Origin of the sequence: Aestuariirhabdus litorea (assembly GCF_003864255.1) — a bacterium.
Lineage (GTDB): Bacteria > Pseudomonadota > Gammaproteobacteria > Pseudomonadales > Aestuariirhabdaceae > Aestuariirhabdus > Aestuariirhabdus litorea.
This window is the reverse complement of record NZ_QWEZ01000001.1, coordinates 890,717-912,828: the sequence shown is the minus strand read 5'-3', so window position 1 is coordinate 912,828 and position 22,112 is coordinate 890,717. Positions and strand designations below refer to the sequence as shown.

22 protein-coding genes are annotated in these 22,112 nt (G+C 59.8%); 7 read left to right on the top strand and 15 right to left on the bottom strand.

What is annotated here, in order from left to right:
• Positions 1–25 precede the first annotated feature (25 nt).
• On the top strand, positions 26–730 hold the full coding sequence (locus tag D0544_RS04335; protein WP_125014772.1) for a DUF3581 family protein: 705 nt from the start codon (positions 26–28) through the stop codon (positions 728–730).
• A gap of 63 nt (positions 731–793) precedes the next feature.
• Here the strand turns inward: D0544_RS04335 and D0544_RS04330 are convergent, their stop codons facing one another.
• The 4 genes from D0544_RS04330 to uvrB form a co-directional block, all read right to left on the bottom strand.
• Positions 794–1,810, bottom strand: a complete 1,017-nt coding sequence (locus D0544_RS04330) for an NAD-dependent epimerase (protein ID WP_125014771.1) — start codon at positions 1,808–1,810, stop codon at positions 794–796.
• Positions 1,807–3,177 (bottom strand): UDP-glucose dehydrogenase family protein, encoded by a 1,371-nt coding sequence (locus tag D0544_RS04325; RefSeq protein ID WP_125014770.1) that lies wholly within the window; start codon positions 3,175–3,177, stop codon positions 1,807–1,809. Before D0544_RS04325 ends, D0544_RS04330 begins: the two co-directional genes overlap by 4 nt.
• A gap of 60 nt (positions 3,178–3,237) precedes the next feature.
• The gene (gene tviB, locus D0544_RS04320; protein ID WP_125014769.1) at positions 3,238–4,518 is read right to left on the bottom strand and encodes a Vi polysaccharide biosynthesis UDP-N-acetylglucosamine C-6 dehydrogenase TviB; all 1,281 of its coding nucleotides are present in this window, start codon (positions 4,516–4,518) and stop codon (positions 3,238–3,240) included.
• A 96-nt stretch (positions 4,519–4,614) separates the two neighbouring features.
• On the bottom strand, positions 4,615–6,624 hold the full coding sequence (gene uvrB / locus D0544_RS04315; RefSeq protein WP_125014768.1) for an excinuclease ABC subunit UvrB: 2,010 nt from the start codon (positions 6,622–6,624) through the stop codon (positions 4,615–4,617).
• A gap of 410 nt (positions 6,625–7,034) precedes the next feature.
• Here uvrB and ilvG point away from each other — a divergent pair, with 410 nt between their 5' ends.
• Both ilvG and D0544_RS04305 read left to right on the top strand, forming a co-directional pair.
• Positions 7,035–8,690, top strand: coding sequence for an acetolactate synthase 2 catalytic subunit (gene ilvG / locus D0544_RS04310; RefSeq protein WP_125014767.1), 1,656 nt, complete (start codon positions 7,035–7,037; stop codon positions 8,688–8,690).
• Entirely contained in the window at positions 8,677–8,922 is a 246-nt protein-coding gene (locus D0544_RS04305; protein ID WP_125014766.1) for an ACT domain-containing protein, read from the top strand. The genes ilvG and D0544_RS04305 overlap by 14 nt, the downstream gene beginning before the upstream one ends.
• Before the next feature lie 33 nt (positions 8,923–8,955).
• Here D0544_RS04305 and D0544_RS04300 read toward each other — a convergent pair whose 3' ends face one another.
• Complete coding sequence (locus tag D0544_RS04300; protein ID WP_164880833.1) at positions 8,956–9,702, bottom strand: substrate-binding periplasmic protein; 747 nt, start codon at positions 9,700–9,702, stop codon at positions 8,956–8,958.
• Between the two features lie 188 nt (positions 9,703–9,890).
• On the opposite strand from D0544_RS04300, the gene D0544_RS04295 reads away from it, so the two are divergent.
• Entirely contained in the window at positions 9,891–10,769 is an 879-nt protein-coding gene (locus D0544_RS04295) for a DMT family transporter (RefSeq protein WP_125014764.1), read from the top strand.
• On the opposite strand, the gene D0544_RS17090 is transcribed toward D0544_RS04295, so the two are convergent.
• The 6 genes from D0544_RS17090 to D0544_RS04270 form a co-directional block, all read right to left on the bottom strand.
• On the bottom strand, positions 10,751–10,921 hold the full coding sequence (locus tag D0544_RS17090; protein WP_164880832.1) for a hypothetical protein: 171 nt from the start codon (positions 10,919–10,921) through the stop codon (positions 10,751–10,753). The genes D0544_RS04295 and D0544_RS17090 overlap by 19 nt on opposite strands.
• A 71-nt stretch (positions 10,922–10,992) precedes the next feature.
• Positions 10,993–12,045, bottom strand: coding sequence for a nucleotidyltransferase domain-containing protein (locus tag D0544_RS04290; protein WP_125014763.1), 1,053 nt, complete (start codon positions 12,043–12,045; stop codon positions 10,993–10,995).
• Positions 12,042–12,980, bottom strand: a complete 939-nt coding sequence (locus tag D0544_RS04285; RefSeq protein WP_125014762.1) for an HprK-related kinase A — start codon at positions 12,978–12,980, stop codon at positions 12,042–12,044. The genes D0544_RS04290 and D0544_RS04285 overlap by 4 nt, the downstream gene beginning before the upstream one ends.
• The gene (locus D0544_RS04280) at positions 12,971–13,231 is read right to left on the bottom strand and encodes an HPr-rel-A system PqqD family peptide chaperone (RefSeq protein ID WP_243647294.1); all 261 of its coding nucleotides are present in this window, start codon (positions 13,229–13,231) and stop codon (positions 12,971–12,973) included. Before D0544_RS04280 ends, D0544_RS04285 begins: the two co-directional genes overlap by 10 nt.
• Positions 13,232–13,236: 5 nt before the next feature.
• Positions 13,237–13,860 (bottom strand): hypothetical protein, encoded by a 624-nt coding sequence (locus D0544_RS04275; protein ID WP_125014760.1) that lies wholly within the window; start codon positions 13,858–13,860, stop codon positions 13,237–13,239.
• Between the two features lie 245 nt (positions 13,861–14,105).
• Positions 14,106–14,960: a sulfurtransferase gene (locus D0544_RS04270; protein WP_125014759.1), complete on the bottom strand. Its 855-nt coding sequence runs from the start codon at positions 14,958–14,960 to the stop codon at positions 14,106–14,108.
• 182 nt (positions 14,961–15,142) lie between these two features.
• On the opposite strand from D0544_RS04270, the gene D0544_RS04265 reads away from it, so the two are divergent.
• Positions 15,143–16,000 (top strand): alpha/beta hydrolase family protein, encoded by an 858-nt coding sequence (locus D0544_RS04265; RefSeq protein ID WP_125014758.1) that lies wholly within the window; start codon positions 15,143–15,145, stop codon positions 15,998–16,000.
• Here D0544_RS04265 and D0544_RS04260 read toward each other — a convergent pair.
• Genes D0544_RS04260 through D0544_RS04250 form a run of 3 tightly spaced genes read right to left on the bottom strand, consistent with a single transcriptional unit; the run spans position 15,989 to position 18,903 of the window.
• A complete protein-coding gene (locus D0544_RS04260; protein ID WP_125014757.1) occupies positions 15,989–17,878 on the bottom strand; it encodes a M48 family metallopeptidase in 1,890 nt (629 codons plus the stop codon). The two genes, D0544_RS04265 and D0544_RS04260, sit on opposite strands and share 12 nt — an antisense overlap.
• A gap of 25 nt (positions 17,879–17,903) precedes the next feature.
• Complete coding sequence (locus tag D0544_RS04255; protein WP_125014756.1) at positions 17,904–18,497, bottom strand: LemA family protein; 594 nt, start codon at positions 18,495–18,497, stop codon at positions 17,904–17,906.
• Between the two features lie 13 nt (positions 18,498–18,510).
• The gene (locus tag D0544_RS04250) at positions 18,511–18,903 is read right to left on the bottom strand and encodes a hypothetical protein (protein ID WP_125014755.1); all 393 of its coding nucleotides are present in this window, start codon (positions 18,901–18,903) and stop codon (positions 18,511–18,513) included.
• A gap of 116 nt (positions 18,904–19,019) precedes the next feature.
• Between D0544_RS04250 and D0544_RS04245 the strand changes: the two genes are divergently transcribed.
• Positions 19,020–19,430, top strand: coding sequence for a cereblon family protein (locus tag D0544_RS04245; protein ID WP_125014754.1), 411 nt, complete (start codon positions 19,020–19,022; stop codon positions 19,428–19,430).
• An 87-nt stretch (positions 19,431–19,517) separates the two neighbouring features.
• Positions 19,518–20,240 carry a tRNA/rRNA methyltransferase gene (locus D0544_RS04240; protein ID WP_125014753.1) on the top strand — a complete coding sequence of 241 codons (723 nt, stop codon included), beginning with the start codon at positions 19,518–19,520 and terminating at the stop codon, positions 20,238–20,240.
• Here the strand turns inward: D0544_RS04240 and D0544_RS04235 are convergent.
• Positions 20,203–22,041: a DUF294 nucleotidyltransferase-like domain-containing protein gene (locus D0544_RS04235; protein WP_125014752.1), complete on the bottom strand. Its 1,839-nt coding sequence runs from the start codon at positions 22,039–22,041 to the stop codon at positions 20,203–20,205. The two genes, D0544_RS04240 and D0544_RS04235, sit on opposite strands and share 38 nt — an antisense overlap.
• Positions 22,042–22,112: the final 71 nt, after the last annotated feature.

The following is a 22,112-nucleotide window of genomic DNA, read 5'->3' as shown; positions in this document are numbered from 1 at the left end:
GGACTCCCAACAACAGATTAACGCCATGTTAGAACGTTTTCACATCAACATTGACGATAAATTCTGCTTTACCCGTGAGCAGTCTAGCGAGTTTGCCAAGCGTATCGCCAACGACTTCAACGTCATCCACGATGTTGACGCCAAGCGCTTTTGCGTGCCCGGCGACCTGCTTTTTGCCATGGTACTAAGCAAAACGGGAATCAGCACAACCATGCGGTTCACCTTTTCCGGCATGGTCACCGACGGCATCGCCCTTAGCCTCCACGAGTCGACCGACCGCTGCCTGAGCATCTGCGATGAAAACGGCAAAGAGTACCTTGACGTCGAACGCAGCGGCCAGACCAGCAACGACCAATCCATGATTGAGCAGCTGGTTCGTAGCTACGTTTCCTTCTCTGGCATGAACTTCCCTCACCTGCTGGTGCCATTAATGAAAGAGCACGGAGTGATGTTCAACCCCGATCGTCCCCTGGTGATCTACGAAAGCATGGCCCTTGAGCTTGAGCGCCTCGACCTGAGCGCGCCTACGGTGGAGTTCTCAGGCGCTGCACTCGACGTCGCAGGCAAGCGTGGTAACGTCACCATGAACTTCCGCTTCATCGAGAACGGCGAGGTGGTAGGATGTGGCGAAAAGCGAATGATCCTGAGCAACCTGCGCAGCTACGAGCAACCGGTCATCGACCAGCTCATCGACGACTTTAACGATCGAAAGTCCCGTTTCGCCGCCTGAGTCGAGCGCCGGATACAAAAAAAGAGCCTTAGCGCTCTTTTTTTTGTGCGGTAATACTGCCCTCTACACCCCGTAGAACTGTCGATACCAGCTGACAAATCGCTCAATACCCTCCTCCACGCCGGTTTCCGGTCGATAGTGGACGGCGGCTTCCAGCGCCTTAACGCTGGCGGCCGTTTCCGGAACGTCACCCGGTTGCATCGGCAGCAGGTTGATCTTCGCCTTGCGCCCCACAATGCGCTCAATGGTCCGAATATAGGTCATCAGCTCCACAGGCTCACCATGGCCGAGATTGAACACCCGCCAGGGTGCAAAGGAGGTCGATGGGTCCGGGTCACTCCCACTCCACTTAGCATCGGGAGCCGCTGCATCATCCAGGGTACGCACCACCCCCTCGACAATGTCGTCGACGTAGGTGAAATCCCGACGATGATTGCCCTGATTGAATACATCGATGGGCTCACCCGCCAGAATATTTCGGGTAAATAAAAACAGCGCCATATCCGGCCGCCCCCAAGGTCCATAGACCGTAAAGAAGCGCAGGCCCGTAGTGGGTAGCCGGTAAAGCGATGAGTAGGTGTGGGCCATCAACTCATTCGATTTCTTGGTCGCCGCATAGAGGGACAGGGGGTGATCCACGTTATCCCGTTCGCTGAAAGGCAGGGTTTCGTTGGCCCCGTAGACCGAGCTTGAGGAGGCATAGACCAGATGTTCAATGGAGTGATGACGACACCCCTCGAGCACATTCATAAAGCCAACTATGTTGGCGCTGATATAAGCATCGGGATTTTCCAACGAGTAGCGCACGCCCGCCTGGGCTGCCAGATGCACTACCCGCTGAAAGTCCCCCTCACGAAACAGCTGCTCCATCGCTGCTTTATCGGAGACGTCCAGCTTGATAAAGCGAAAGCGCTCGCAACCGGCGCCCTCCTCCAGCTCCTTAAGGCGAGCCAGTTTCAGGTTAACGTCGTAGTAATCGTTAAGATTATCAATCCCCAGAACCTGATCACCCCGAGCCAACAGGTAACGACACAGGTGATAGCCAATAAAGCCTGCGGCTCCGGTCACTAATACATTCATGCACAACTACCTTCAATAGCGGCCATGGGCGCTGGTGGAGACCAGTTGGAGCGCCCAATAGCGATGTAGTCGATCCCCTGCTCACTCAGCAGCTCCGGATCGTAAAGGTTACGACCGTCGAAGATGACCGGCACAGAGAGTCGATCAAGAATTACCCGGAAATCGGGCGCCCGGAACTCGCTCCACTCGGTGCAGATCACCAACCCATCAGCTGCCGACAAGGCTTCCTGGGCACTGGAGCACAACACCAGGGAATCACGCTCGCCATAGATGCGCCTTGCCTCCTCCATCGCTTCGGGGTCATACGCCCGAACGCAAGCCCCGGCATCCCACAATGCTTCCATAAGGGTACGGCTCGGTGCCTCACGCATATCATCGGTCTTGGGTTTAAACGCCAACCCCCAAAGAGCAAAAGTTTTACCCGCAAGATCACCCGCGAAGTATTGTTCGATGCGCTGGTAGAGTTTCTGCTTCTGCTTCCGGTTAACCCTCTCGACCGCCTGCAGCAAAGGCGCATCGTAGCCCACCTCCGAGGCCGTGCGCTCCAGGGCTTGCACATCCTTTGGAAAGCAGGAGCCCCCATAGCCACAACCGGGATAGATGAAGTGGTAGCCGATTCGAGGATCGGAGCCTATGCCACGCCTGACCTGCTCGATATCGGCCCCGAGCCTTTCAGCCAGGTTGGCCATCTCGTTCATAAAACTGATTTTGGTTGCCAGCATCGCATTGGCTGCGTATTTGGTCAGTTCTGCGGAACGCAGATCCATATACACCATGCGGTCGCTGCTGCGATTAAAGGGCGCATAGAGCTTTTTCATCAACGCCCGGCTCTGCTCATTCTCGGTACCGACCACAATCCGGTCCGGCTTCATAAAATCGTCGATGGCCGCCCCCTCTTTCAGAAACTCGGGGTTGGAGACCACATCAAAGGGGAGTTCGAGCCCTCTTTCGGCGAGCTGGGCACTGATCGCGGCGCGCACCTTGTCGGCCGTCCCCACCGGCACCGTCGACTTATCGATCACCAACCGGTTACCGGTCATATAGCGGCCGATCTCTCGCGCCACCGTCAGCAGGTACTGAAGGTCGGCGGAGCCGTCCTCATCGGGCGGGGTGCCGACGGCGATAAACTGGACGGTGGCATACTCAACCCCTCGACGGACATCGGTGGTAAAGTCCAACCGACCCAGCTTGTGGTTACGCTGCACCAGCACGTCCAAGCCGGGTTCATAGATGGGAATCTCTCCCTGCTGCAAGCCGGCGATTTTTGCTTCATCGACATCGACACAGAGAACGTCGTGCCCCACCTCGGCCAGACAGGCTCCGGTGACCAGCCCTACATACCCCGTTCCAAATATTGTCAGCTTCATTGTGCTCTATTCCTTGGGCCGTGATCACCGCGTCTTTAAAGGAAGAACGCCTACTTGCCTCTAAAGGCGCAGGTCTGCCCATCCCTTTGGCAGTACCGATTTCACATCAAAAAGCACCGACACATCGCGGCGCAAACCGGCTAACTGATCGCGGGTCATCTGCGCAAACTGCCAGTGCCCCACCGCCAGGACAATGGCATCGTAGCGCTGTTGTGGACAGGCAGACATCACCTCCACACCGTACTCCCGCTGGGCCTCCTCGCAATCGATCCAGGGGTCGTGGATATCCACAGCCACACCCCAGCCCTGGAGCTCCTCAACGATATCGATCACGCGGGTGTTACGCAGGTCCGGACAGTTTTCCTTAAAGGTAAGCCCAAGCACCAGCACGCGACTCTTTGCCACATCAATTTTGCGAGTAATCATCGCTTTGACCAGCTTTTCGGCCACATAAGCACCCATCCGGTCATTGATTCGACGCCCGGCCATGATCACTTCGGGGCGATACCCGATCTCCTGGGCCTTGTAGGTCAGGTAGTAGGGGTCAACCCCGATGCAGTGACCACCGACCAACCCCGGCCTGAAGGGAAGAAAGTTCCACTTGGTGCCGGCGGCCTCCAGCACCTCCAGGGTATCGATACCCAGTTTTTCAAAGATCAGGGACAGCTCATTGATCAGGGCTATGTTGAGGTCGCGCTGGGTGTTTTCTATCACTTTGGCCGCCTCAGCGACACGCAGGCTACTGGCCTTGTGTGTGCCCGCCGTGATGATGCTGGCGTAAAGCGCATCGACAAAATCAGCAACCTCAGGGGTGGAGCCCGAGGTCACCTTAAGAATATTGACCAACCGGTGCTCTTTATCACCGGGATTGATCCGCTCAGGACTGTAACCGGCGAAAAAGTCCTGGTTATAGCGCAGCCCGGATCCACCCTCGATGATTGGGATACAGTGCTCTTCGGTAGCCCCGGGGTAGACGGTGGACTCGTAGATCACCACATCGCCAGCCCCTACCACCTTCGCCAGGCTTTCACTGGCTTTGGTCAGGGGAGTCAGGTCCGGGTTGTGAAACCGATCGATGGGGGTGGGCACCGTGACAATGTAAACATTGCAATCGCGCAGCGCCTCCAGGTCAGAGCTGTAGCTAAGGCGCCCGGCCTGTGCCAACTCGGAGGCGTCCACCTCCAGGGTGCGGTCAGTTCCCGCCTCCAGCTCCTGAACTCGCACCCGGTCAATGTCGAAGCCGACCGTGTCGTAAAAACGGCCAAACTCAACCGCCAGGGGCAGCCCCACGTAACCGAGCCCAACCACTCCGATTCGGACATCTTCAAGTTCCCTGAACACTCGGCTCTCCTTAGTTCACACACTGGTTCTGTTGAATAGGCCACCGCAACATGACGGGACTCTGCCTGCCCCACAAGGGAAGGGTGGCCGAGGGGGTTAACGACTCAGTACCTGAGTTCGCAGGTCGGCGATCCTGTCCCGAACCGCAGCCGCCTGCTCGAACTCCAGATCCCGGGCGTGCTGATACATTTGCTCCTCGAGTTCCGCAATTTTAGTGCTCAACTGCTCGACTGTCATTGCGGAGCTGTCATAATCCGCGCTTTTTTCAGCCACCTTGCGACGGGATCGTCCTTTGCTGCCGGGCGCCACTGCCCCCTCAAGAATATCGGCGATATCCTTATGCACCCCTTTGGGTACAATTCCGTGCTCAAGGTTAAACTCGATCTGTTTTTGGCGTCTCCGCTCGGTCTCCCTCATCGCCCGTTCCATCGAGCCGGTGATGCGGTCGGCGTAAAGAATCGCCTTGCCGTGTAGGTTTCGCGCAGCACGACCAATGGTCTGGATCAGCGAGCGCTCGGAGCGCAGGAAGCCCTCCTTATCGGCGTCCAGCACCGCCACCAGCGACACCTCGGGCATATCCAGCCCCTCCCGTAGAAGGTTGATCCCCACCAGGACATCGAAGGCACCGATCCTGAGATCACGAATGATCTCCACCCGCTCAACGGTATCGATATCCGAGTGCAGGTAGCGCACCCTCACGCCGTGATCCCCGAGGTAGTCGGTCAGATCCTCCGCCATCCGTTTGGTCAACACGGTCACCAACACCCGTTCCCCGCGCTCCACCCGTTGGCTGATCTGGGAAAGCAGGTCATCCACCTGGGTCGATGCCGGTCGCACCTCCAGCTCAGGGTCAACCAGGCCGGTGGGCCGGACAACCTGTTCCACGACCTGCCCCTGGTGCGTCTCCTCATAAGGACCGGGTGTGGCCGATACAAAGATGGTTTGGGGGCGCTTTTGCTCCCACTCCTCAAAACGCATCGGCCGATTATCCAGCGCCGACGGCAACCGGAAACCGAACTCCACCAGCGTCTCCTTGCGGGATCGATCCCCCTTGTACATGGCGCCCACCTGGGGCACCGTGACATGGGACTCATCGATCACCAACAGCGCGTTGTCGGGAATGTAGTCAAACAGGGTGGGGGGGGGCTCCCCCGCCTCCCGGCCCGACAGGTAACGCGAGTAGTTTTCGATGCCAGTGCAGTAGCCCAGCTCCAGAATCATCTCAAGATCAAAGCGGGTGCGCTGCTCCAGCCGCTGCAGCTCCACCAGCTTATTGGCCTCACGCAGCTGCTGTAGACGCTCATCCAGCTCCACCTTAATCCTCTCCACCGCATCCAGCAGGGTGTCACGGGGGGTGACATAGTGGGACTTGGGGTAGATCGTGACCCGCGGCACCCGTCGCAGTACCTCGCCGGTCAGGGGGTCAAAATAACTCAGGCTTTCGACCTCGTCATCGAACAGCTCTACCCGTACCGCCTCCATATCCGATTCCGCCGGATAGATATCGATCACATCACCACGCACCCGGTAGGTTCCGCGGTGCAGTTCGAGGTCGTTGCGGGTGTACTGCAACTCCGCCAGGCGACGCAACACTCCCCGCTGGTCGATACGATCCCCGCGGTCGAGGTGCATCATCATTCCAAGGTAGGATTCCGGGTCCCCCAGGCCATAGATCGCCGACACCGTCGCCACGATGATCGCATCGGGCCGCTCCAGCAACGCCTTGGTTGCCGACAGCCGCATCTGCTCGATATGGTCGTTAATGGAGGCGTCCTTCTCGATGTAGGTATCGGAGGTGGGGACGTAGGCTTCCGGCTGGTAGTAGTCGTAGTAGGAGACGAAATACTCCACCGCGTTGTTGGGAAAAAACTCCTTGAACTCCCCATAGAGCTGGGCCGCGAGGGTTTTATTGGGTGCCATCACCACCGTGGGACGCTGGATGCTGGCAATCACGTTGGCGATGGTGAAGGTTTTTCCCGAGCCGGTCACCCCAAGCAACGTCTGGCTGGCCAGTCCCGCTTCGATACCCTCCACCAGTTTATTGATTGCCTGGGGCTGGTCGCCGGCGGGAGCAAAGCGGGATGTGACCTTGAATTCTCGGTCCATGTGGATACCTGCAACAAAACAGACACAACGGTACCGGTCGGCCAGCGCACAGAGGCTAAACGGGACTCGTCAAAGTGGTGTGGTGGAGCGCTAATGCTAACCCAGTCCCCCCCGTTGTCAAAGCCCGACCCAACCTCCTCCGACCCCCGCCTTTGGTCACAACGACGGCAATGGTTGTTGCGCCCGGGGGCTGAATGTGTTGATATTGCAACCCTGTCAATCTGCAAAATTGAAACGACTTAGCGATGTTAGGTTCCAACCAGGCCAAGAAAACCCTGATTAAACTCGTGGTGATGATTATTCACCTGCGAGGGGGATCGCGCGCCCGGTAGAACACCAGCCACCGCACACAGAGCCCTCGAATCGAAAGATCCGGGGGCTTTTTTTTACCCTGAACCAAAGGCGAACGTATGAAGGGAGCAGAATATTTAATCAAGGCACTGCAGGAGGCGGGGACGGACACCCTCTTTGGCTACCCTGGAGGGGCCATTATGCCGGTGTACGACGCCCTCTATGACAGCGGCCTTCAACACATCCTCTGTCGCCATGAGCAGGGGGCTGCGTTGGCCGCCGATGGTTATGCCCGCGCCAGTGGTCGCCTGGGGGTTTGCCTGGCGACCTCAGGCCCCGGCGCCACCAATCTGCTGACCGGTATCGCCAACGCCTACCTGGACTCCATTCCCCTGCTGGCCATTACCGGCCAGGTGGCTTCACCGGTGATGGGAACCGATGCCTTCCAGGAGGTTGATATCCTGGGCATGTCGCTGCCGGTGGTGAAACACAGCTTCCTGGTTCAGCGGGTTGAGGATCTGCCTATGATCATTCAACAGGGGATCGAGATCGCCACCCAGGGGCGGCCAGGACCGGTGTTGATCGATATTCCCAAGGATATCCAGCTCGCCGAGTTTGAGCCTGGGGCCATCGAGCCCGGCCAGGTCGAACCTCTACAGGTGGAAGATGGTCTGCTGCAACGAGCCCGGGAGCTGATTCTCGAAAGCCAGCGCCCCATTCTCTACAGCGGCGGCGGTGTGGGGCTGGCCGATGCAGTGGAGGCGCTACGCCAGTTTGCCGAGCACTGCAGCATCCCCTGCGTGACCACCCTCAAGGGGATCGGCAACCACCCGGTCGACACCCCGCTCCACCTGGGGATGCTGGGCATGCACGGCACCCGGGCAGCCAACCTGGCGGTGCACGACTGCGACCTGCTGATTGCCGTGGGGGCCCGTTTTGATGACCGGGTAACCGGCAAGCTGGACGAGTTCGCCCCCGAGGCCCGAGTCATCCACCTCGACATCGACCCGGCGGAAATGGGCAAGCTGCGCCAACCCGACCTATCCCTGCGCGGAGACCTCTCGTCCACGCTCGCGGCGCTTGAGTGCAACCCTAATATCGAGACCTGGCGACAACAGTGTAGCGAGCTCAAACATAAACACCGCTGGCGCTATGAGCACCCCGGCAAGGGAATCTGGGCCCCCAGCCTGATCAGGGAGCTGGCAGAAAAAAGCGATGCCAACCAGATCATCTGCTGTGACGTAGGACAGCACCAGATGTGGGTTGCGCAGCACTATCCGTTCAGCCACCCGAGTCGCCACCTCAGCAGCAGCGGGCTGGGGACCATGGGCTACGGACTACCGGCGGCCATCGGCGCGCAACTGGCCAACCCTGACTGCAGCGTGATCAATGTGTGCGGTGATGGCTCCTTTATGATGAATATACAGGAGCTGGCCACCCTCAAACGTTACCGGCTTCCGGTCAAGATCCTGATCCTCGACAACCAGCGCCTGGGCATGGTGAGACAGTGGCAGGAGCTGTTTTTCAGCGAGCGCTACAGCGAAACCGACCTCAGCGACAACCCGGACTTTGTGGCCATTGCCCGAGCCTTTGGAATGGAGGCCCGGCACATAGAACAGGCCGACCAGGTCAGTGACGCCCTGGAGCAGCTGATTCACAGCACACACAGTTATCTGCTGCACGTCAGCATCAACCCTCAGGAAAACGTCTGGCCCCTGGTCCCTCCCGGGGTGTCAAACACACAAATGATGGAGCACAACTATGAATCGTTTTAACCTTCGCCTGGTAGCCCGCAACACCCCGGGCAGCCTGGAGCGCATCCTTAACACCAGCCGCGTGCGATGCTTTCACATCAACCATTTCGCAGCCGCCCTGGATGAGCAGCAAAACTATGCTATCGACATGGCGGTTTCCAGCGAGCGAAACATTGACCAGCTGGTCCTGCAACTGACCAAGCAGTTCGACATCAGGGAGCTGGAACAGCGTCGCTGTCGTAATGCCGGCTGAGCAGCTGTCGGTCCGCTACGGCCTGCACGAAAATTACTGCCAATCCTGCAGGCCATAGCGATCAAGGATCTGCTGCAGGCGACCACTGGCGCGAAGGCGCTTCACCCCGTCGCTGAGCAGTCGGACGAAGTACTCAGCACGATCCGAGCCCGGAGCGCAGGCGATATACAGCTCTTCCGGATTATTCATTCGCCCCACCTCCACGACGGCATCCTCAAGGGACATCTGCTTGAGGGTCGCTTTCAGCGCATTGGGCGAGGCAATAAGGAGCTCAACCCGCCCGGCCAGCAGCAGCCGTACATTGCGTGCCAGGGGGGTGTTTCCCGAGGTGATCATCAGCTGGGAAGAGGTACGGTTACGCTTGACGAACTCATCAATTTGATCGCCATAACTGTAGCCATTGATGACCGCGATACGGACCCCTTCCAGCTCCTCGACCGAGGAGATGTTCAGGTGGCGGTTCGCTGCCAGGGAAAAAAAAGCGGTATCCTCACGCCCCATACTCTGGTCAGGGTACAGAAAGTCCGGGGCATCACCGCGGAAGGCACCCACTACGCAATCCACATTGCCCTTGCGCGCCTCCAGCAGGCTTCTGGACCAGGGCAGCAGCCGGTAGTCAACCCCATGCCCCGCCTCGCGGGTGATCTCCCGGGCCAGCTCAATCATGTATCCCGGATGATCACTGCGGGGGTCGCCATTGTAGGGGTACCAGCTATCGGCTGCCAAACGGAGGGTGGCCGCAAGGGAAAGAGAGGGCAAGAGTTGAACGAGCAGTATCAAGGCTAGCGCCGACCCTGGTCTCATGCACTGACCGCCTTATCATTGTTGGGGGGCAAATAGGTCACCGGTCATCCTTTTAAGTACAAAGGGCATCATAGCAGTCACCCCCCCGGGGAGGCGAGGGGCTTGCCAGAGGAGGAAAGCGGCTGCTAACGTGCAACCTCCTTCATTGTGGCCCCTCAATACCCATGCACAGCACCCGCTCTGGTCTCATCTCACTGCACGCAGGCTGCCTGCTGCTGGGCGGGACCGCCCTCTTCTCCAAATTGCTGGAGATGCCGGCACTGGACATCACCCTGTGGCGCAGCCTGATAGCGGCTTTCGCCCTGGCCCTCTTTGTCCTGGCCCGGGGGGGCAGCCTGCTGCTGGGCCGCCGCTTCGACTACGCCATCATCCTCATGCTGGGCGTCCTGCTGGCGGTCCACTGGGTCACCTATTTTCATGCCATGCAGGTATCCACTATTGCCATTGGCGTGATCGCCTTTTTCTCCCACCCGGTGATCAGCGTCCTGCTGGAAGCGATGGCGGAGCGACGTAAACCCTCCCCCAGGGACTTCGGCTGTGCGGCCTGGGTGGTCGCCGGAGTGGCCATCATGGTGCCCACCGCAGATGGCGGTGATATCGCAAGCGGCGTCGGTTGGGGGCTATTCTCTGCCCTGCTCTTCAGCCTTCGCAACATCGCCTATAAACGCTATTGCAGCCACTACAACAGCTCACTGGCCATGATGTACCAGTGTCTGGTGGTCGGCTTGGTGCTGTTGCCCTTCGGGGGTTCGGCGATCGCCAGCCTGGGTGTCGAGGGCTGGTCTCTACTGCTGGTGCTGGGGGCGATCTTTACCGCTACGCCTCACACCCTGTTTTCGGTCAGCCTACGCCTGCTGCCGGTCGGCACGGCGAGCCTGATCATGTGTACCGTACCCCTCTACGCGGTACTCCTGGCCGCCCTGTTGCTGGGGGAGGTCCCGGGGCTTCAAACCCTGGTCGGGGGTGCCATGGTGCTGGCGGCGGCAAGTTACGAGTCGCTGCGAACCAGCCGCCGTCTGATGGCTCAACTGCGCCACAAATAGCTGGATTGCGGCCGCTCTCCCACCACCGCCGGCAGATACACTCTTCGTATGGGAGAGGCATAGACCGCCCCAAAGTGGGCCTGCTGGCGCATCAGCCAAGCCATCACCTTGAGCCCCCCGGGGCTGTGCCCGACCATCGGTACCCGCTTCATTGATACCCTCGGCTTACCAGATGTGAACCCCCCTGAGGGGCCCCCGTTATTGTACCCGCCGAGGGGCTTGACTAGGCTCCCTTGGGTTTGAGCCCTTTACGCACCAGGTGGGGGATAAGACGGTAGAGCGGCATTCGAAGGTAGTGCCCGCGCAGATAGACCAAGAGTTCACAGAGCTGCCCCCGCATTGAACGGGGTCGATCCGCCTCCACCTCAAACACCGAGCGGTAGAGCCAGTCCATGGCCAGCCGCACGGGGAGCCCGGGTTTGATCCGCTCGAGCCTTTTCTGCTCCGCCTCATCGAGGGGGGTATCCAGGTAGCGTTGGCTGAAGTGGAGGGCGTAATAGAGCGAGCGCTCCAGGTAAAGCTGCTGCGCACGGCCGAAAAGCTGCAACCGCTGCTCCGGGGCCAGTTGCCGAAACAGCAGGTCAATATCCACGAGCCCTCGAACCCCTTGCTTGACCTCTCCCTCGTGAAACAGGTGGGTGGCACAGTGCAACAGCAGATCCACCGGCCCTGGTACCCGGACTCCAGAGGGCAGGGTCAGCGCTGAGGCAAACAGTCTGCTGGCATCCGGTACCCTGCGGGAGGTACGGGGTAAAATATTGTGGTGAAGATCCAGTACGGTGCGCCGCTTCATGTGCACCATCGGCGGCAACTCATGCATAAAACGACGATAATACTGTTGGTCGTAGGCGTTGGCATGACTGGAGACCCAGCCATGATCCCGCAGCAGGCACTCGGCTTCCTCCAGCTGTGCCTCTGCGACCAACAGGTCCACATCAGAAAAGAGTCGCCCCCGTGCGTTCGCGCTGCCGGCCAGCAGATAGGCCGTCCCCTTAAGGTAGAGGTGGGGAATAGCCGATACTTTAAACACGGCTTCGAGGCACTCCACCTCGTAGCGTACCGCGCGCCGCTGGGCCTCCACCTGAACCCCAACACTCTGGAGCAGGTTGTGCGCAAAGGGAGGCACCTCCAGAGCCGGCTGCTCAGACCGTAGCTGGGCTATACGCCCCAGCACCTCTGCCTCCCGAGCGCTGCGCAGTAGTTGGTCCCACTGGACCAGTGACAACGCCTTGAGGGGGAGACGGCGGCTCAGGATATCGAGCAGGAGAACGCTCATGGGACTTCTCCTCCCTCGCCCTCAGCTTCAAGCAGCTCCGCTGCCAGCTGCTGGGTAACCTCTGTCAGTGATGAGTAACTGAGCGAATAACAGCCGCTTTGGGCAACCAACTGCGTGAGCAGGTTAAAACCGACCACTCCGTGCAGCGGGTAGTTGAAGGCCTGCTCCTGGAGTTGCATGAGCGTGGTGCCACGACGCTCAGGGGTGAGGCAGGTATCACTGCCCGGCAGGTAGCGTGGAAACAGGATCCAGCGAACCCGCACCGGCGACAGCCCCTCTGACACCGATCCGGCGGGCGCCCGGACATGGGCCACACTCCCCTTTTGGGTATCGCTGACCCTATCTCCCATGACCAGGTCGGGGGAAAAGTCACGGATGACCTCGATAGACTGGTTTTTGAGGCTGATCGGGCGCACGAAGGGGTGAACCAGCCCCGTGGCAGGATCAACCAGCGCCAGTTCATCCGACAGCAGTCGCCAGCCGCGGGCCACCAGGGCGGCGCAAAGGGTGCTTTTACCGTTGCCGGAGGCTCCGGGCAGCAGGAGTGCATCACCATTTGCCCTGGCTACCACCGCACAATGCAGAATCAGGTAGCGGTGCATATGGTTGGCCACACACCAGTTCATGCCCCACTCCAGAAACGCAAAACCCTGGTTTCTGGGCAGGGGCTTGAAGGGGCGGAAACGGTCGAGATAAAAGTTTACTTGCGGACGCAACCAGCGGCGCATCCCCCTACCGGCGCGCAGTTGCAGATGAAAATCTGCCCACGCCCCCTCCAGCTCCACGGGGTAATCGGCGTAGAGGGTGGCAATGCCTTTGGCTATCGCTCGTTCCGAGCTGCGGATATGAAAACGAAAGGGGCCCGTCTGCAACCAGAGTCCCTGATTACACAATGCGTTCTCTAGTTGCTGTTGCTGGAGCTCTGCTACTCGCATTCCCTGGCTCTGACGATCCCCAGATGGTCCAGTTCCATCATCAGTCGAGACAGGGAGATTTGCAAGTCGGTGGAGTCCAACTGTTCAAGGGCTTCGCGTGTGAGGGGCGCCTCTGCGAGCCGGTTCACCAGCTCCGCTGCCACCCCCTCCAGCAAATGGGTATCACCACTGGCCTGGTGAAAAGCCAGTAGCTGGTCACCCAGTGCACAGAGCTGAATCCGAGGATCAAGATCAAACCGGCAGGAGGCCACCTGTGTCAATCGAAGCCTCGCTGATTGAGCATCATGTAAAACTCTTTGAGACTTTCAAGATCGGTACCACCCGGGCCATGCCCCAGGTTCCAGTAGCTCAGAATCTCATCGGCAGTGTAACCAAAGCTGACACCTTCCATATTGGCAAAATAGGTGGCGTTCAGCAGCGCCGCCACCGCATGGGCACCCAGGCGGTACTTATCGTCATACCCCTCTTTCTGCATCACCTCCAGCATGGAGGCCGGGGGGTCATCGTCAAAATAGCCGGCCCTGTAGGTGAAGTACTCGTTAAAGAGGGTACCCCCTTCAAGAACGAGCGTATTCTGTCCGTTATTGGGGTGCCACCCAAGCGGCAGCTCACCGGGGTCGTAGGGCTCGGGCCAGTCCCGCAGGTGGTTTTTCCAGAAGCCCGGCGTTAAGCCGGCACAAAGCACCGGCTCACCGGGTGCCGAGAGGTTACCCGACATCATGCCGGACACCGTACACTGGTTACCCAGCACAGGCCGACTGACAGCCGTCAGTACCAGCGGCGTTGCACCAATCAACGACTTTCTCAGGAAACCCCGGCGAGGATTCTCTACGCCCGTGGAGGGCGAGTGCTGTTGATGTTTGCTGGATCCTGATTCCATGATCATCCTTCCCTGCTGCTGCGGTCACCGAAAGGTAAATGCTCTCCGCGTACCTCTAACCGCAAGCAACCAAAGTAAATGGTACGCTGATACGCGGGTGCTTTATTAACTGCAAAAACCACACCGTAATAATATTTCCTGCAGAATTCATAGGGTTAATCGACCCGACCAGGCAGCCCTCCGCACAACTGTAAAACTATCTGACAGAACCGGTAACCCCTTGAAGCTACAGTGTGGTACAGCCCTTAACCCGCCGCAAGTGGCCGGGCCGGATCGGTAATCCACTCGCTCCAGGAACCGGGGTAGAGCTTCGCCATCGGCAGCCCGGCCAGCTCCATCGCCAGCAGGTTGTGGCAGGCGGTAACGCCGGACCCGCAGTAGCAAACAAGCGGTGATGCGTTGTGCGCCAGAGAAGCGAACCGCCGTTTCAACTCAGCGCTGGACTTAAACCGCCCATCCTCCCCAAGGTTCTCCTCGAAGGGGTAACAGTGAGCCCCCGGGATGTGTCCTGCTACCGGGTCGATGGGCTCCACCTCGCCGCGAAAACGGGGCTCGGCGCGGGCATCGACCAGGCAAAATCGATCCTCGTCCAGCCCCGCAAGGATCTCCTCCGCCGATACCAGTAGCTGAGGGTTAGGGCGTACAGTCAACACCCCCTCGTTCCCTTTTGGTTGGGGGGAAAGGGTCGAGAGGTCGCCCCCCTCCGCCTGCCAGGCAGAAAAACCGCCGTTCAGCAGGCGTACGCTCTCCACCCCCAGGTAGCGCAACAGCCACCAGAGCCGGGCGGCCATGGCGCCGTTGTTATCGTCGTACACCACCGCGGTGGCACCGTCTCTCAGCCCGCAGCGCGTTAAAAACCGGGTCAGCCCGCCGGGTTCCGGCAGAGGGTGGCGTCCGGTTTGGCCCGCCACCACCGGCCCAGAAAGCGCCTTTTCCAGGTCCGCATACCAGGCGCCGGGGATATGCCCCTGCTGATAGGCTCTGGCCCCCTGTTCTTTGTCGGCCAGCGAAAAGCGGCAATCAAAAAGCACCCAGTCGGGCGATCCGATACGCTCCTGCAGTTCGCCTACTTCGATGAGTGCCTCTGCCCGTTCAGCCATTGTTTCCCCCTCGCGCCGGTTGTGACCTTGCCTTCACAACCGCTGCAGTTGTGATCCAGATCCGAATATGACACTCCCGGGGATCTCTCTCAAGGCTTACTACTGTATTACAACGACCGCGCTGTTATAGTGAAATCGCATAGAACAATAACTCAAATCACTGCCCCATGAGCGAGTCGAGCATGCCCACTGTCACCATTCCCGTTACCACGGCTGACGGCGTCGGTAACCGCCTGAGACTGTTCCGCTCTGATGCCCCTCCTGCCACTCCCGTCGTGCTCTGCATGCCGGCCATGGGGGTCAAAGCCGACTACTACCAGCCGTTGGCCAACGCGTTTCGACAGGCAGGACTGCACGCAGCGACCGCAGACCTGCGGGGGGTGGGCGCCAGCTCGGTACGCGCCTCCCGGCAGGTCAACTTCGGCTATGAGGAGATGCTGGAGCAGGAGTGGCCGGCGTTGATTGAATGCCTGCGAGAGCAACTGCCAGAGAGCCCGGTCTATCTGCTGGGACACAGCCTCGGGGGCCAGATCAACACCCTCTATCTGGCCGAGAATGCCCGCGAAGTGAAGGGGATGATTCTGGTGGCCGCCAGCAACATCCACTACCGCGGCTATGGAAGGCCACTGCCTATGTTATTGGCAAGCCAGTGCCTCAACCTGATCACCCAGTTGATGGGTTATCTGCCCGGCCACCGGCTCGGCTTCGGCGGGCGTGAAGCGCGCCAGCTGATCCGCGAGTGGGCCCACTGTGCACGCACCGGTCGATATCACCTGAAAAAGCGGGGCAAGCTGCTGGAGGAGAGGCTCGCCGAGGTCAGGCTGCCGGTGATGGCACTCTCTTTCGAAGAGGACTGGATGGCTCCTCGCAAGGCGGTGGTCAGGCTGTACGACAAGCTGGCGTCCGCCGAGATCACCCATCAACACCTGAGCGGCAAGGCGCTGGGGGTTGAGGGCCTAAACCACTTCAACTGGGCTCGCACCCCGGAGGCCCTGGTCGCCCGCATTCAGCAGTGGATCAGCCAACACTCACCCCTCTGACTCCCCCTGCACGAGTAAGGGCAGCGGACATCCCAGCAGCTCTGCTAGGGTTCGCAGCAGCTCCCACTCCTCCAGCAATACCTTATCGTCGGCCACCACCAGCGCTTCCAGGGCATCCAGCAGGCGCTGCTTGTCCGTGGTCCTGACATTGACCAGCGCCAGCGCCGCCTGGGTCACCTCCTGCGGCTTGAGACGTTGCGCGGGAATCACCCCAACTGATTTTACCCGCAAACGCCGGTACGCCTCACTGCAGTGTTGCTGCGCGACGGCGGCCGACAAGCGCCCCGACCACGCCAGCCAGGAGAGCAGCAGTCGCAGCTCCCGTAGCCGTTTCACCAGTGGCACGGGAGAGGAAGTAGGCGGCGGGCTCAACTGCTGGATCACCAGTACCTGAATCGCCCACTCAAAAGGGGAGAGTTTGCCATCCACCGCCACCAGCCACTGCACCCTCGCCACCAACGCGCGACGCGCTTCGACGGGGAGCTGCTTCAGCATGGGTAGCGCAAGATTCACCAGGGGAAGTCGTTGCGCGCGGGGTAAGCGATCGAGGGTTTTCACCTGGCCACAGAGCAGATCAAAATCGGCTTCCGGCCACTCGTTGCGCAGCATACGCAGCTGCTTCTCACGGAGGCTGCCCTCCTGCCCCAGAAGCAGTCCACACAAAATCACCCGAGCCCCATCCTCGCGGTGAGCCAACGACTGCAAGGACTGGGGTAGCGCCGTCAGCAGCCGGCGCGCCCCTTCCCGCTCAACAGGGCCTGCCTGCCCCACCCACTGCGAAGCCGGCTGCCGCTGATCAACCACCGCCGACAGGGGCGTTGCGTGGGCCTGTCCCGTCAGTGCAGCATCCAGCGCCTGCACCTCCCCTACCCCCTCCAGCAGATCACCCCGCCAGCCGGGCTCGAGTCGCAGGATTCGGTGGTCGAGCGGCGGGTGGGTAGCAAAAAGCCCTCCCGCCCAGCGGCTCACTCCGCGGGAAAACAGCATGTGAGAAGCCTCTGCCGCTAACGGGGTCTGCAGTTCAGACGCCAGGGGATAGCCGCCAATGCGCTTAAGCGCTCCCGCCAGCCCTTCGGTATTGCGGGTGTACTGCACGGCACTGGCGTCGGCCAGAAATTCGCGTTGGCGTGAGACCGCCGCCCGGATCAGGCTCGCGAAAAAGAGGCCGCTGTACCCGATCACCAGCAAACCCAGCCCCACCAGTGACGCCGAAGAGCCGGAGCGCCCCCCGCGACTCCGATATCGCTGGGATCGCAGCATCTGGTAACCCAGGCTGGAGATCATGGTGATGCCGTGCAACACCCCCATCAGCTTGAGGTTGAGCCGACTGTCGCCATGGACCAGATGGCTGAATTCGTGGGCGACTACCCCCTCCAGCTCGTCGCGCCCCAGACGGTCGATACAGCCCCGGGTGAAGCCCAGCGCCGAATCTTCGAGGGAAAAGCCGGCCGCAAAAGCGTTGATCGCCGGCTCCTCATCCAGGATATAGATCTGCGGAACCGGCACACCCGAGGCGATGGCGGTCTCCTCCACAAGGTTGCGCAGCACCAACTCGCGCAGCGCTGAGGGCTGCGCCTCGATCAGCCGCCCCCCCATCGCCTGCATCAACGCCCCGGGGCCTCGCCCCAGCTGTGCCAGTTTGACCAGCGACCCCACCAGAACGACACCACCGACGCCCGCCAGGCAGCCCAGGAACAGCTCTGGACTGAGGTAGTCGCTGAAGGGTTGCGCGAGATGAACCGATTGCTGGGCGTACCACAGCAGCGCCGCCATCATCAGGAAAGCAATGACCACCAGGCTCAGCACCGCTGCCCCCATCAACAGCAGCAGCCAGCGGCTTTTACGCTTGGCGTCCTCTTGCGCCTGGAAAAAATCCACCGCGATGCGCGCCTAGGCCGGCGCCTCAGAAAGAGACATTAGGGGCCTGCTGAATCTGCTGTGCATCCTCGAACTCCAGCAGGCCGGCATCCAGTGGATGGCCAAACAGCGCGGCAAAGAGCCGCTGGGGGAAGCTGGCGCGGAAGATGTTGTATTGGGTTACAGCATCGTTGTAAAACTGGCGTGCCTTGGCCACCCGGTTCTCGGTGCTCTGCAACTCCTCCATCAGGCGATGCATGGTTTCATCCGCTTTCAGGTCGGGGTACTGCTCAAGGGTCACATTCAGCCCCTGCAGGGCGGAAAAAAGTGAGCTTTCGGCGCCCGCCAGCTGCTTGAGAGCAGAGCCATCGGGCTTGCCCCCCATGGCATCCAACAGGTTAGCAGCGGTATTGCGCGCCCGGATCACCCGCTCCAGGGTCTCGCTCTCGTGCTTGAGGTAACCCTTGGCGGTGTTGACCAGATTGGGGATCAGGTCGTGGCGCCGCTTAAGCTGCACCGAAATTTGGCTAAACGCATTTTCGTAACGGTTCTTGCGGCTTACCAGGCCATTAAAGATCCCGATCACATAGAGAACCAAAGCGCCCAACACGGCGAGGACAACGATCGTGCTTATCTCCATTTCAAACTCCCTGTTACTGGCTCGCTGGCCGGTCGACCACCTGGTCTTCGTTGATGATTACCTTACCCTTCAGTGCCTGCCCCACATCGACGCCGTCGACGGTCACCGGCTCGCGGACGATGATACGAATCGTCTCCATCGCCCCCTCATCGGCAACCGCTGCCTGACCCGCGTCCTGGCTATTGGGGGAAGCTGTGGCCGCTGCCCCGGAGGTGGGGGTCACAGGGGCGGGCGCTGTTTCCGGACTTGCCGGTGCCAGGGATTCACTCACCGCCTCCTGGGCGCCTTGAGGGGGTAGCGGCTGTAGCGGGTCCGAAGTATCGGCGGAAAACCACCAGAGCACCACCCCGATCAGGAGGAGAACTCCGGCGACGATTGCGATGGCCCAGCCTGTTTCTCGGTTCATCCTTACCCCCGCCCGTTGCTTGATCCACTATTAAAAGTGAAAGCGCATAGGGACGCCAGCCCTCGTTCCAGATTTACTGCTAAGATGGGATAGCATCAACAGATCCGAGGTGCACCATGCAAGCCTACGCCTACCTCCTTAAGGAGGAGAGCGAACAGCAACTACTGGACAAGCTGCTACCCAAAACCCACCCATTGCTGCAACCCGATCCGCAGCAACTTTACCTCTGCATCCACTGCCGACAGGTGATCAGCGATCAACAACAACTGCTGGCGGTCAGGGGCTCCCACGAACACTATCGAATCAATCCTGCCGGTGCCGATTTTCGTTTCCTGTGCCTGAAGCGCGCGGATGGTTGCCGCATTGAAGGTCCGGCAACGACCGAGGCCAGCTGGTTTTCCGGCCACTGCTGGCAGTTCGCCCACTGCAGCCACTGCGACGCCCAGCTGGGCTGGTATTTTAGCGGGGAGCAGCCTCACTTTTTCGGCCTGATCAAAAGCAAACTGCTGCTGGAACTGGCGGGCTGAAGGCGACCGCCTCTGGCCTGCGACCCTGGCGTTCAAACTGTTATACTGCGCGCCCTGCTTACACCCTGCCTCCTAGGACTCCACCCCATGCAGATCGCCTTTATCCTGGTCGAACCGGTACTTCCTGAAAACGTCGGGGCTGCCGCCCGCGCCCTCAAAACCATGGGCTTTAGGGATCTTCGTTTGGTTAACAGCGAGCACCATAAAGCCAAGCAGGCTCAGTGGCTGGCCCACGGCTCACGCGAAATCCTGGAGCAGGCACAGAGCTACCCGGATCTGGACTCCGCAATCGCCGACCTCGATCTGGTGGTTGGCACCACCGCCAAAAAACGGCACCAGCGCAACTACATTTACTCCCCCCAGGAGCTGAAGCCCCTGATCGCCAACAAGGGAGAAGCCTGCCGGGTAGGCATCCTGTTCGGGCGCGAAGACCAGGGACTCGCCAACGAGGAGATCGCCCGCTGCGACCTGCTCACCAGTATCCCGCTGGCGGCCAGCTACCCCTCCCTCAACCTGGGGCAGGCAGTGATGCTCTACGCCTGGGAGCTGAACCAATTACCCGGGGGTGAAGTGCCGCAGCAAGCGGAAGCCGCGGAAGCGCAACTGGGCGCACTGCGCTACCGTGTGCGGCAACTGCTGGACAGTCTGCAGATCAACCGCGATGCCAAGGAGTATCGCTGGGTGGAGGAGCGGCTCGGCGTCCTGGCCGAGCGCGATATCCACTTTATGCATACCTTAGTGAACAGCCTGCAACGGGCACTGCCCGCAGACACTACTCAATCTGGTAGTGACGGGACAGCAGGGATTTAAACTCCTTCACCACCTGCAGTGCCTCGCGCAGCAGGTCCCGCTCCAGCCGGTTGAGCTTTTTCACCTCGATATCGTTGGCCCCCAGCGAGGCTGATGCGCCCGGGTCGCTGAGGCGGGCCATCTGCTGCTTGAGGCGGATCTCCACGAACAGGCTGAGCGCCTCACTGATATTATCCGCGGTAGCGGCCTCAATCACCCGCAATTTCACCAGCTCGGCGAGACGCTTGTAGGAGTTGGTCTCCTTGATCTTGTTTTCCAGCGCCAGGGTGCGCAGGCCATTGACCAGCGGGAAGACCCCACCCTTCTTGATATCGATCCCCTCGTTGGAGGTTTTGAGGTTTCCGAAAAAGGTCAGTGGGGTGCTGAACTCCAGCGAACCCCGGGCTAAATGGCCCAGGGTCACCAGATCCTGACGAGGTTGCTCAAACAGGCGCTTCTGCCATTTTTTGAACAGTTTTTTATCGCCCCCGATGGGGTGTGCATCCACCACGATGGCAAGATCGATCATATTGGCCGGAGTGGGGGTGGCAAACCAGCGGGCGATCTGATCCTGCCAGCCATCCTCACTCATCACCCACTTGGGGTTGTTGACCATCACCTTGCCAGGACAGGGAGGGAAGCCAAAGGAGGCCAGCTCTTCGGAAAAACGGTTCAAGAGCTCAGGCAGGGCGTCATGGGAAAAGCCATTGCGCACAATGAGGGCGTTGTCCTGGTCGGTTTTGAGGATCTGCTCACCCCGCCCCTCGCTGCCGAGTACCAAAAGGCAGGTGTTGTTAAGCACCTCGGAGGGCATGAGGAAGCGGTACAGCTTGGACATGATGCGGGCATTGAGGGCCGCCAGCAGGTCCATCGCGAAGGGGATACGCACCCCCAGCTCAATCAGGGACTCCACCAACCCGTTCAGGTCCCTGGCCGCTCGCCGCAGCTGCGACACCGAGGTCGCCTTTTCAATCTGCAAGCCAATGACGTGGGAGTGGCTGGAAAAGAAGGAGAGAATATCCGTCAGCTCCACAATGCCGGCCAGCTTCTCCTGGTCCATCACCACGACCCGTTCGATATGGTGGCGGGTCATCAACACCAGTGCATTAAAAAGGAAGTCTCCCTTCTCGACACAGACCAGCTTGAAGCAGGCATAATTGCCCACCGGGTCGTTGCGATCGGCGTTTTCAATGATCAGGGCGTTCAACAGATCGGTACCGGTGATCATGCCGTACTTGCGATCACGTACCACCAGTACACAGTCCTGCTTCTGCGCCCTCATCTCACGCACCGCCTTGTCGAGGCTGGTATCGGCAGGAAGCACAAGTGGTTGGCGCATACAGTCGGCATCGATCTGGGAGATCATGAAGCTGTTGGCATCGCGCGAGCGGGCCGAGCGGTTCCACAGCTTGGCTTTGGCCGCCAACCGCTCGCGGAAAAAGTTGCCGAAGTTACGATTTTCGGAGATCAGGGTAACAAAACTGGGCTTATCGAGGGTAAAGCAGCGGGTTTTCTCCAGCGTGGTAAATCGGTGCTGGCTGATGCCGTTCATGATCGCCAGTGCCCCGAAGCAGTCATCGGCAATGTAATGGGTAATCATCCCCTCCCCCTCTGCGGCGTTGGGGTCGGTTTCCCCCACTACTCCCTGCTGCACGACGTAGAAATCATCAACGATCTGGTCAGCATCAAAAATAATGGTGTTGGGCTCGTATTCGCGAACCTTGAGGTTCGTCATCAAAAAGTCGAGCTCTTCCCTGGAAAGGTACTTGAATGGCGGATGTTGAACATCCAGCGTATGCCCGCTGGCTATAGCGTCTGACATCAATCCGGCTCCCTGTTTTCGTTCTTATTGATACACCTACCCGAATCAGCATAGAGGATCACCTCTGCGGG

Bases quoted from the DNA above. Each gene is read 5' to 3' on its own strand.
- D0544_RS04335 (WP_125014772.1), top strand. From the start codon at position 26: ATGTTAGAACGTTTTCACATCAACATTGACGATAAATTCTGCTTTACC.
- D0544_RS04330 (WP_125014771.1), bottom strand. From the start codon at position 1,810: ATGAATGTATTAGTGACCGGAGCCGCAGGCTTTATTGGCTATCACCTG.
- D0544_RS04325 (WP_125014770.1), bottom strand. From the start codon at position 3,177: ATGAAGCTGACAATATTTGGAACGGGGTATGTAGGGCTGGTCACCGGA.
- uvrB (WP_125014768.1), bottom strand. From the start codon at position 6,624: ATGGACCGAGAATTCAAGGTCACATCCCGCTTTGCTCCCGCCGGCGAC.
- ilvG (WP_125014767.1), top strand. From the start codon at position 7,035: ATGAAGGGAGCAGAATATTTAATCAAGGCACTGCAGGAGGCGGGGACG.
- D0544_RS04305 (WP_125014766.1), top strand. From the start codon at position 8,677: ATGAATCGTTTTAACCTTCGCCTGGTAGCCCGCAACACCCCGGGCAGC.
- D0544_RS04295 (WP_125014764.1), top strand. From the start codon at position 9,891: ATGCACAGCACCCGCTCTGGTCTCATCTCACTGCACGCAGGCTGCCTG.
- D0544_RS17090 (WP_164880832.1), bottom strand. From the start codon at position 10,921: ATGAAGCGGGTACCGATGGTCGGGCACAGCCCCGGGGGGCTCAAGGTG.
- D0544_RS04290 (WP_125014763.1), bottom strand. From the start codon at position 12,045: ATGAGCGTTCTCCTGCTCGATATCCTGAGCCGCCGTCTCCCCCTCAAG.
- D0544_RS04285 (WP_125014762.1), bottom strand. From the start codon at position 12,980: ATGCGAGTAGCAGAGCTCCAGCAACAGCAACTAGAGAACGCATTGTGT.
- D0544_RS04275 (WP_125014760.1), bottom strand. From the start codon at position 13,860: ATGGAATCAGGATCCAGCAAACATCAACAGCACTCGCCCTCCACGGGC.
- D0544_RS04270 (WP_125014759.1), bottom strand. From the start codon at position 14,960: ATGGCTGAACGGGCAGAGGCACTCATCGAAGTAGGCGAACTGCAGGAG.
- D0544_RS04265 (WP_125014758.1), top strand. From the start codon at position 15,143: ATGCCCACTGTCACCATTCCCGTTACCACGGCTGACGGCGTCGGTAAC.
- D0544_RS04255 (WP_125014756.1), bottom strand. From the start codon at position 18,497: ATGGAGATAAGCACGATCGTTGTCCTCGCCGTGTTGGGCGCTTTGGTT.
- D0544_RS04250 (WP_125014755.1), bottom strand. From the start codon at position 18,903: ATGAACCGAGAAACAGGCTGGGCCATCGCAATCGTCGCCGGAGTTCTC.
- D0544_RS04245 (WP_125014754.1), top strand. From the start codon at position 19,020: ATGCAAGCCTACGCCTACCTCCTTAAGGAGGAGAGCGAACAGCAACTA.
- D0544_RS04240 (WP_125014753.1), top strand. From the start codon at position 19,518: ATGCAGATCGCCTTTATCCTGGTCGAACCGGTACTTCCTGAAAACGTC.
- D0544_RS04235 (WP_125014752.1), bottom strand. From the start codon at position 22,041: ATGTCAGACGCTATAGCCAGCGGGCATACGCTGGATGTTCAACATCCG.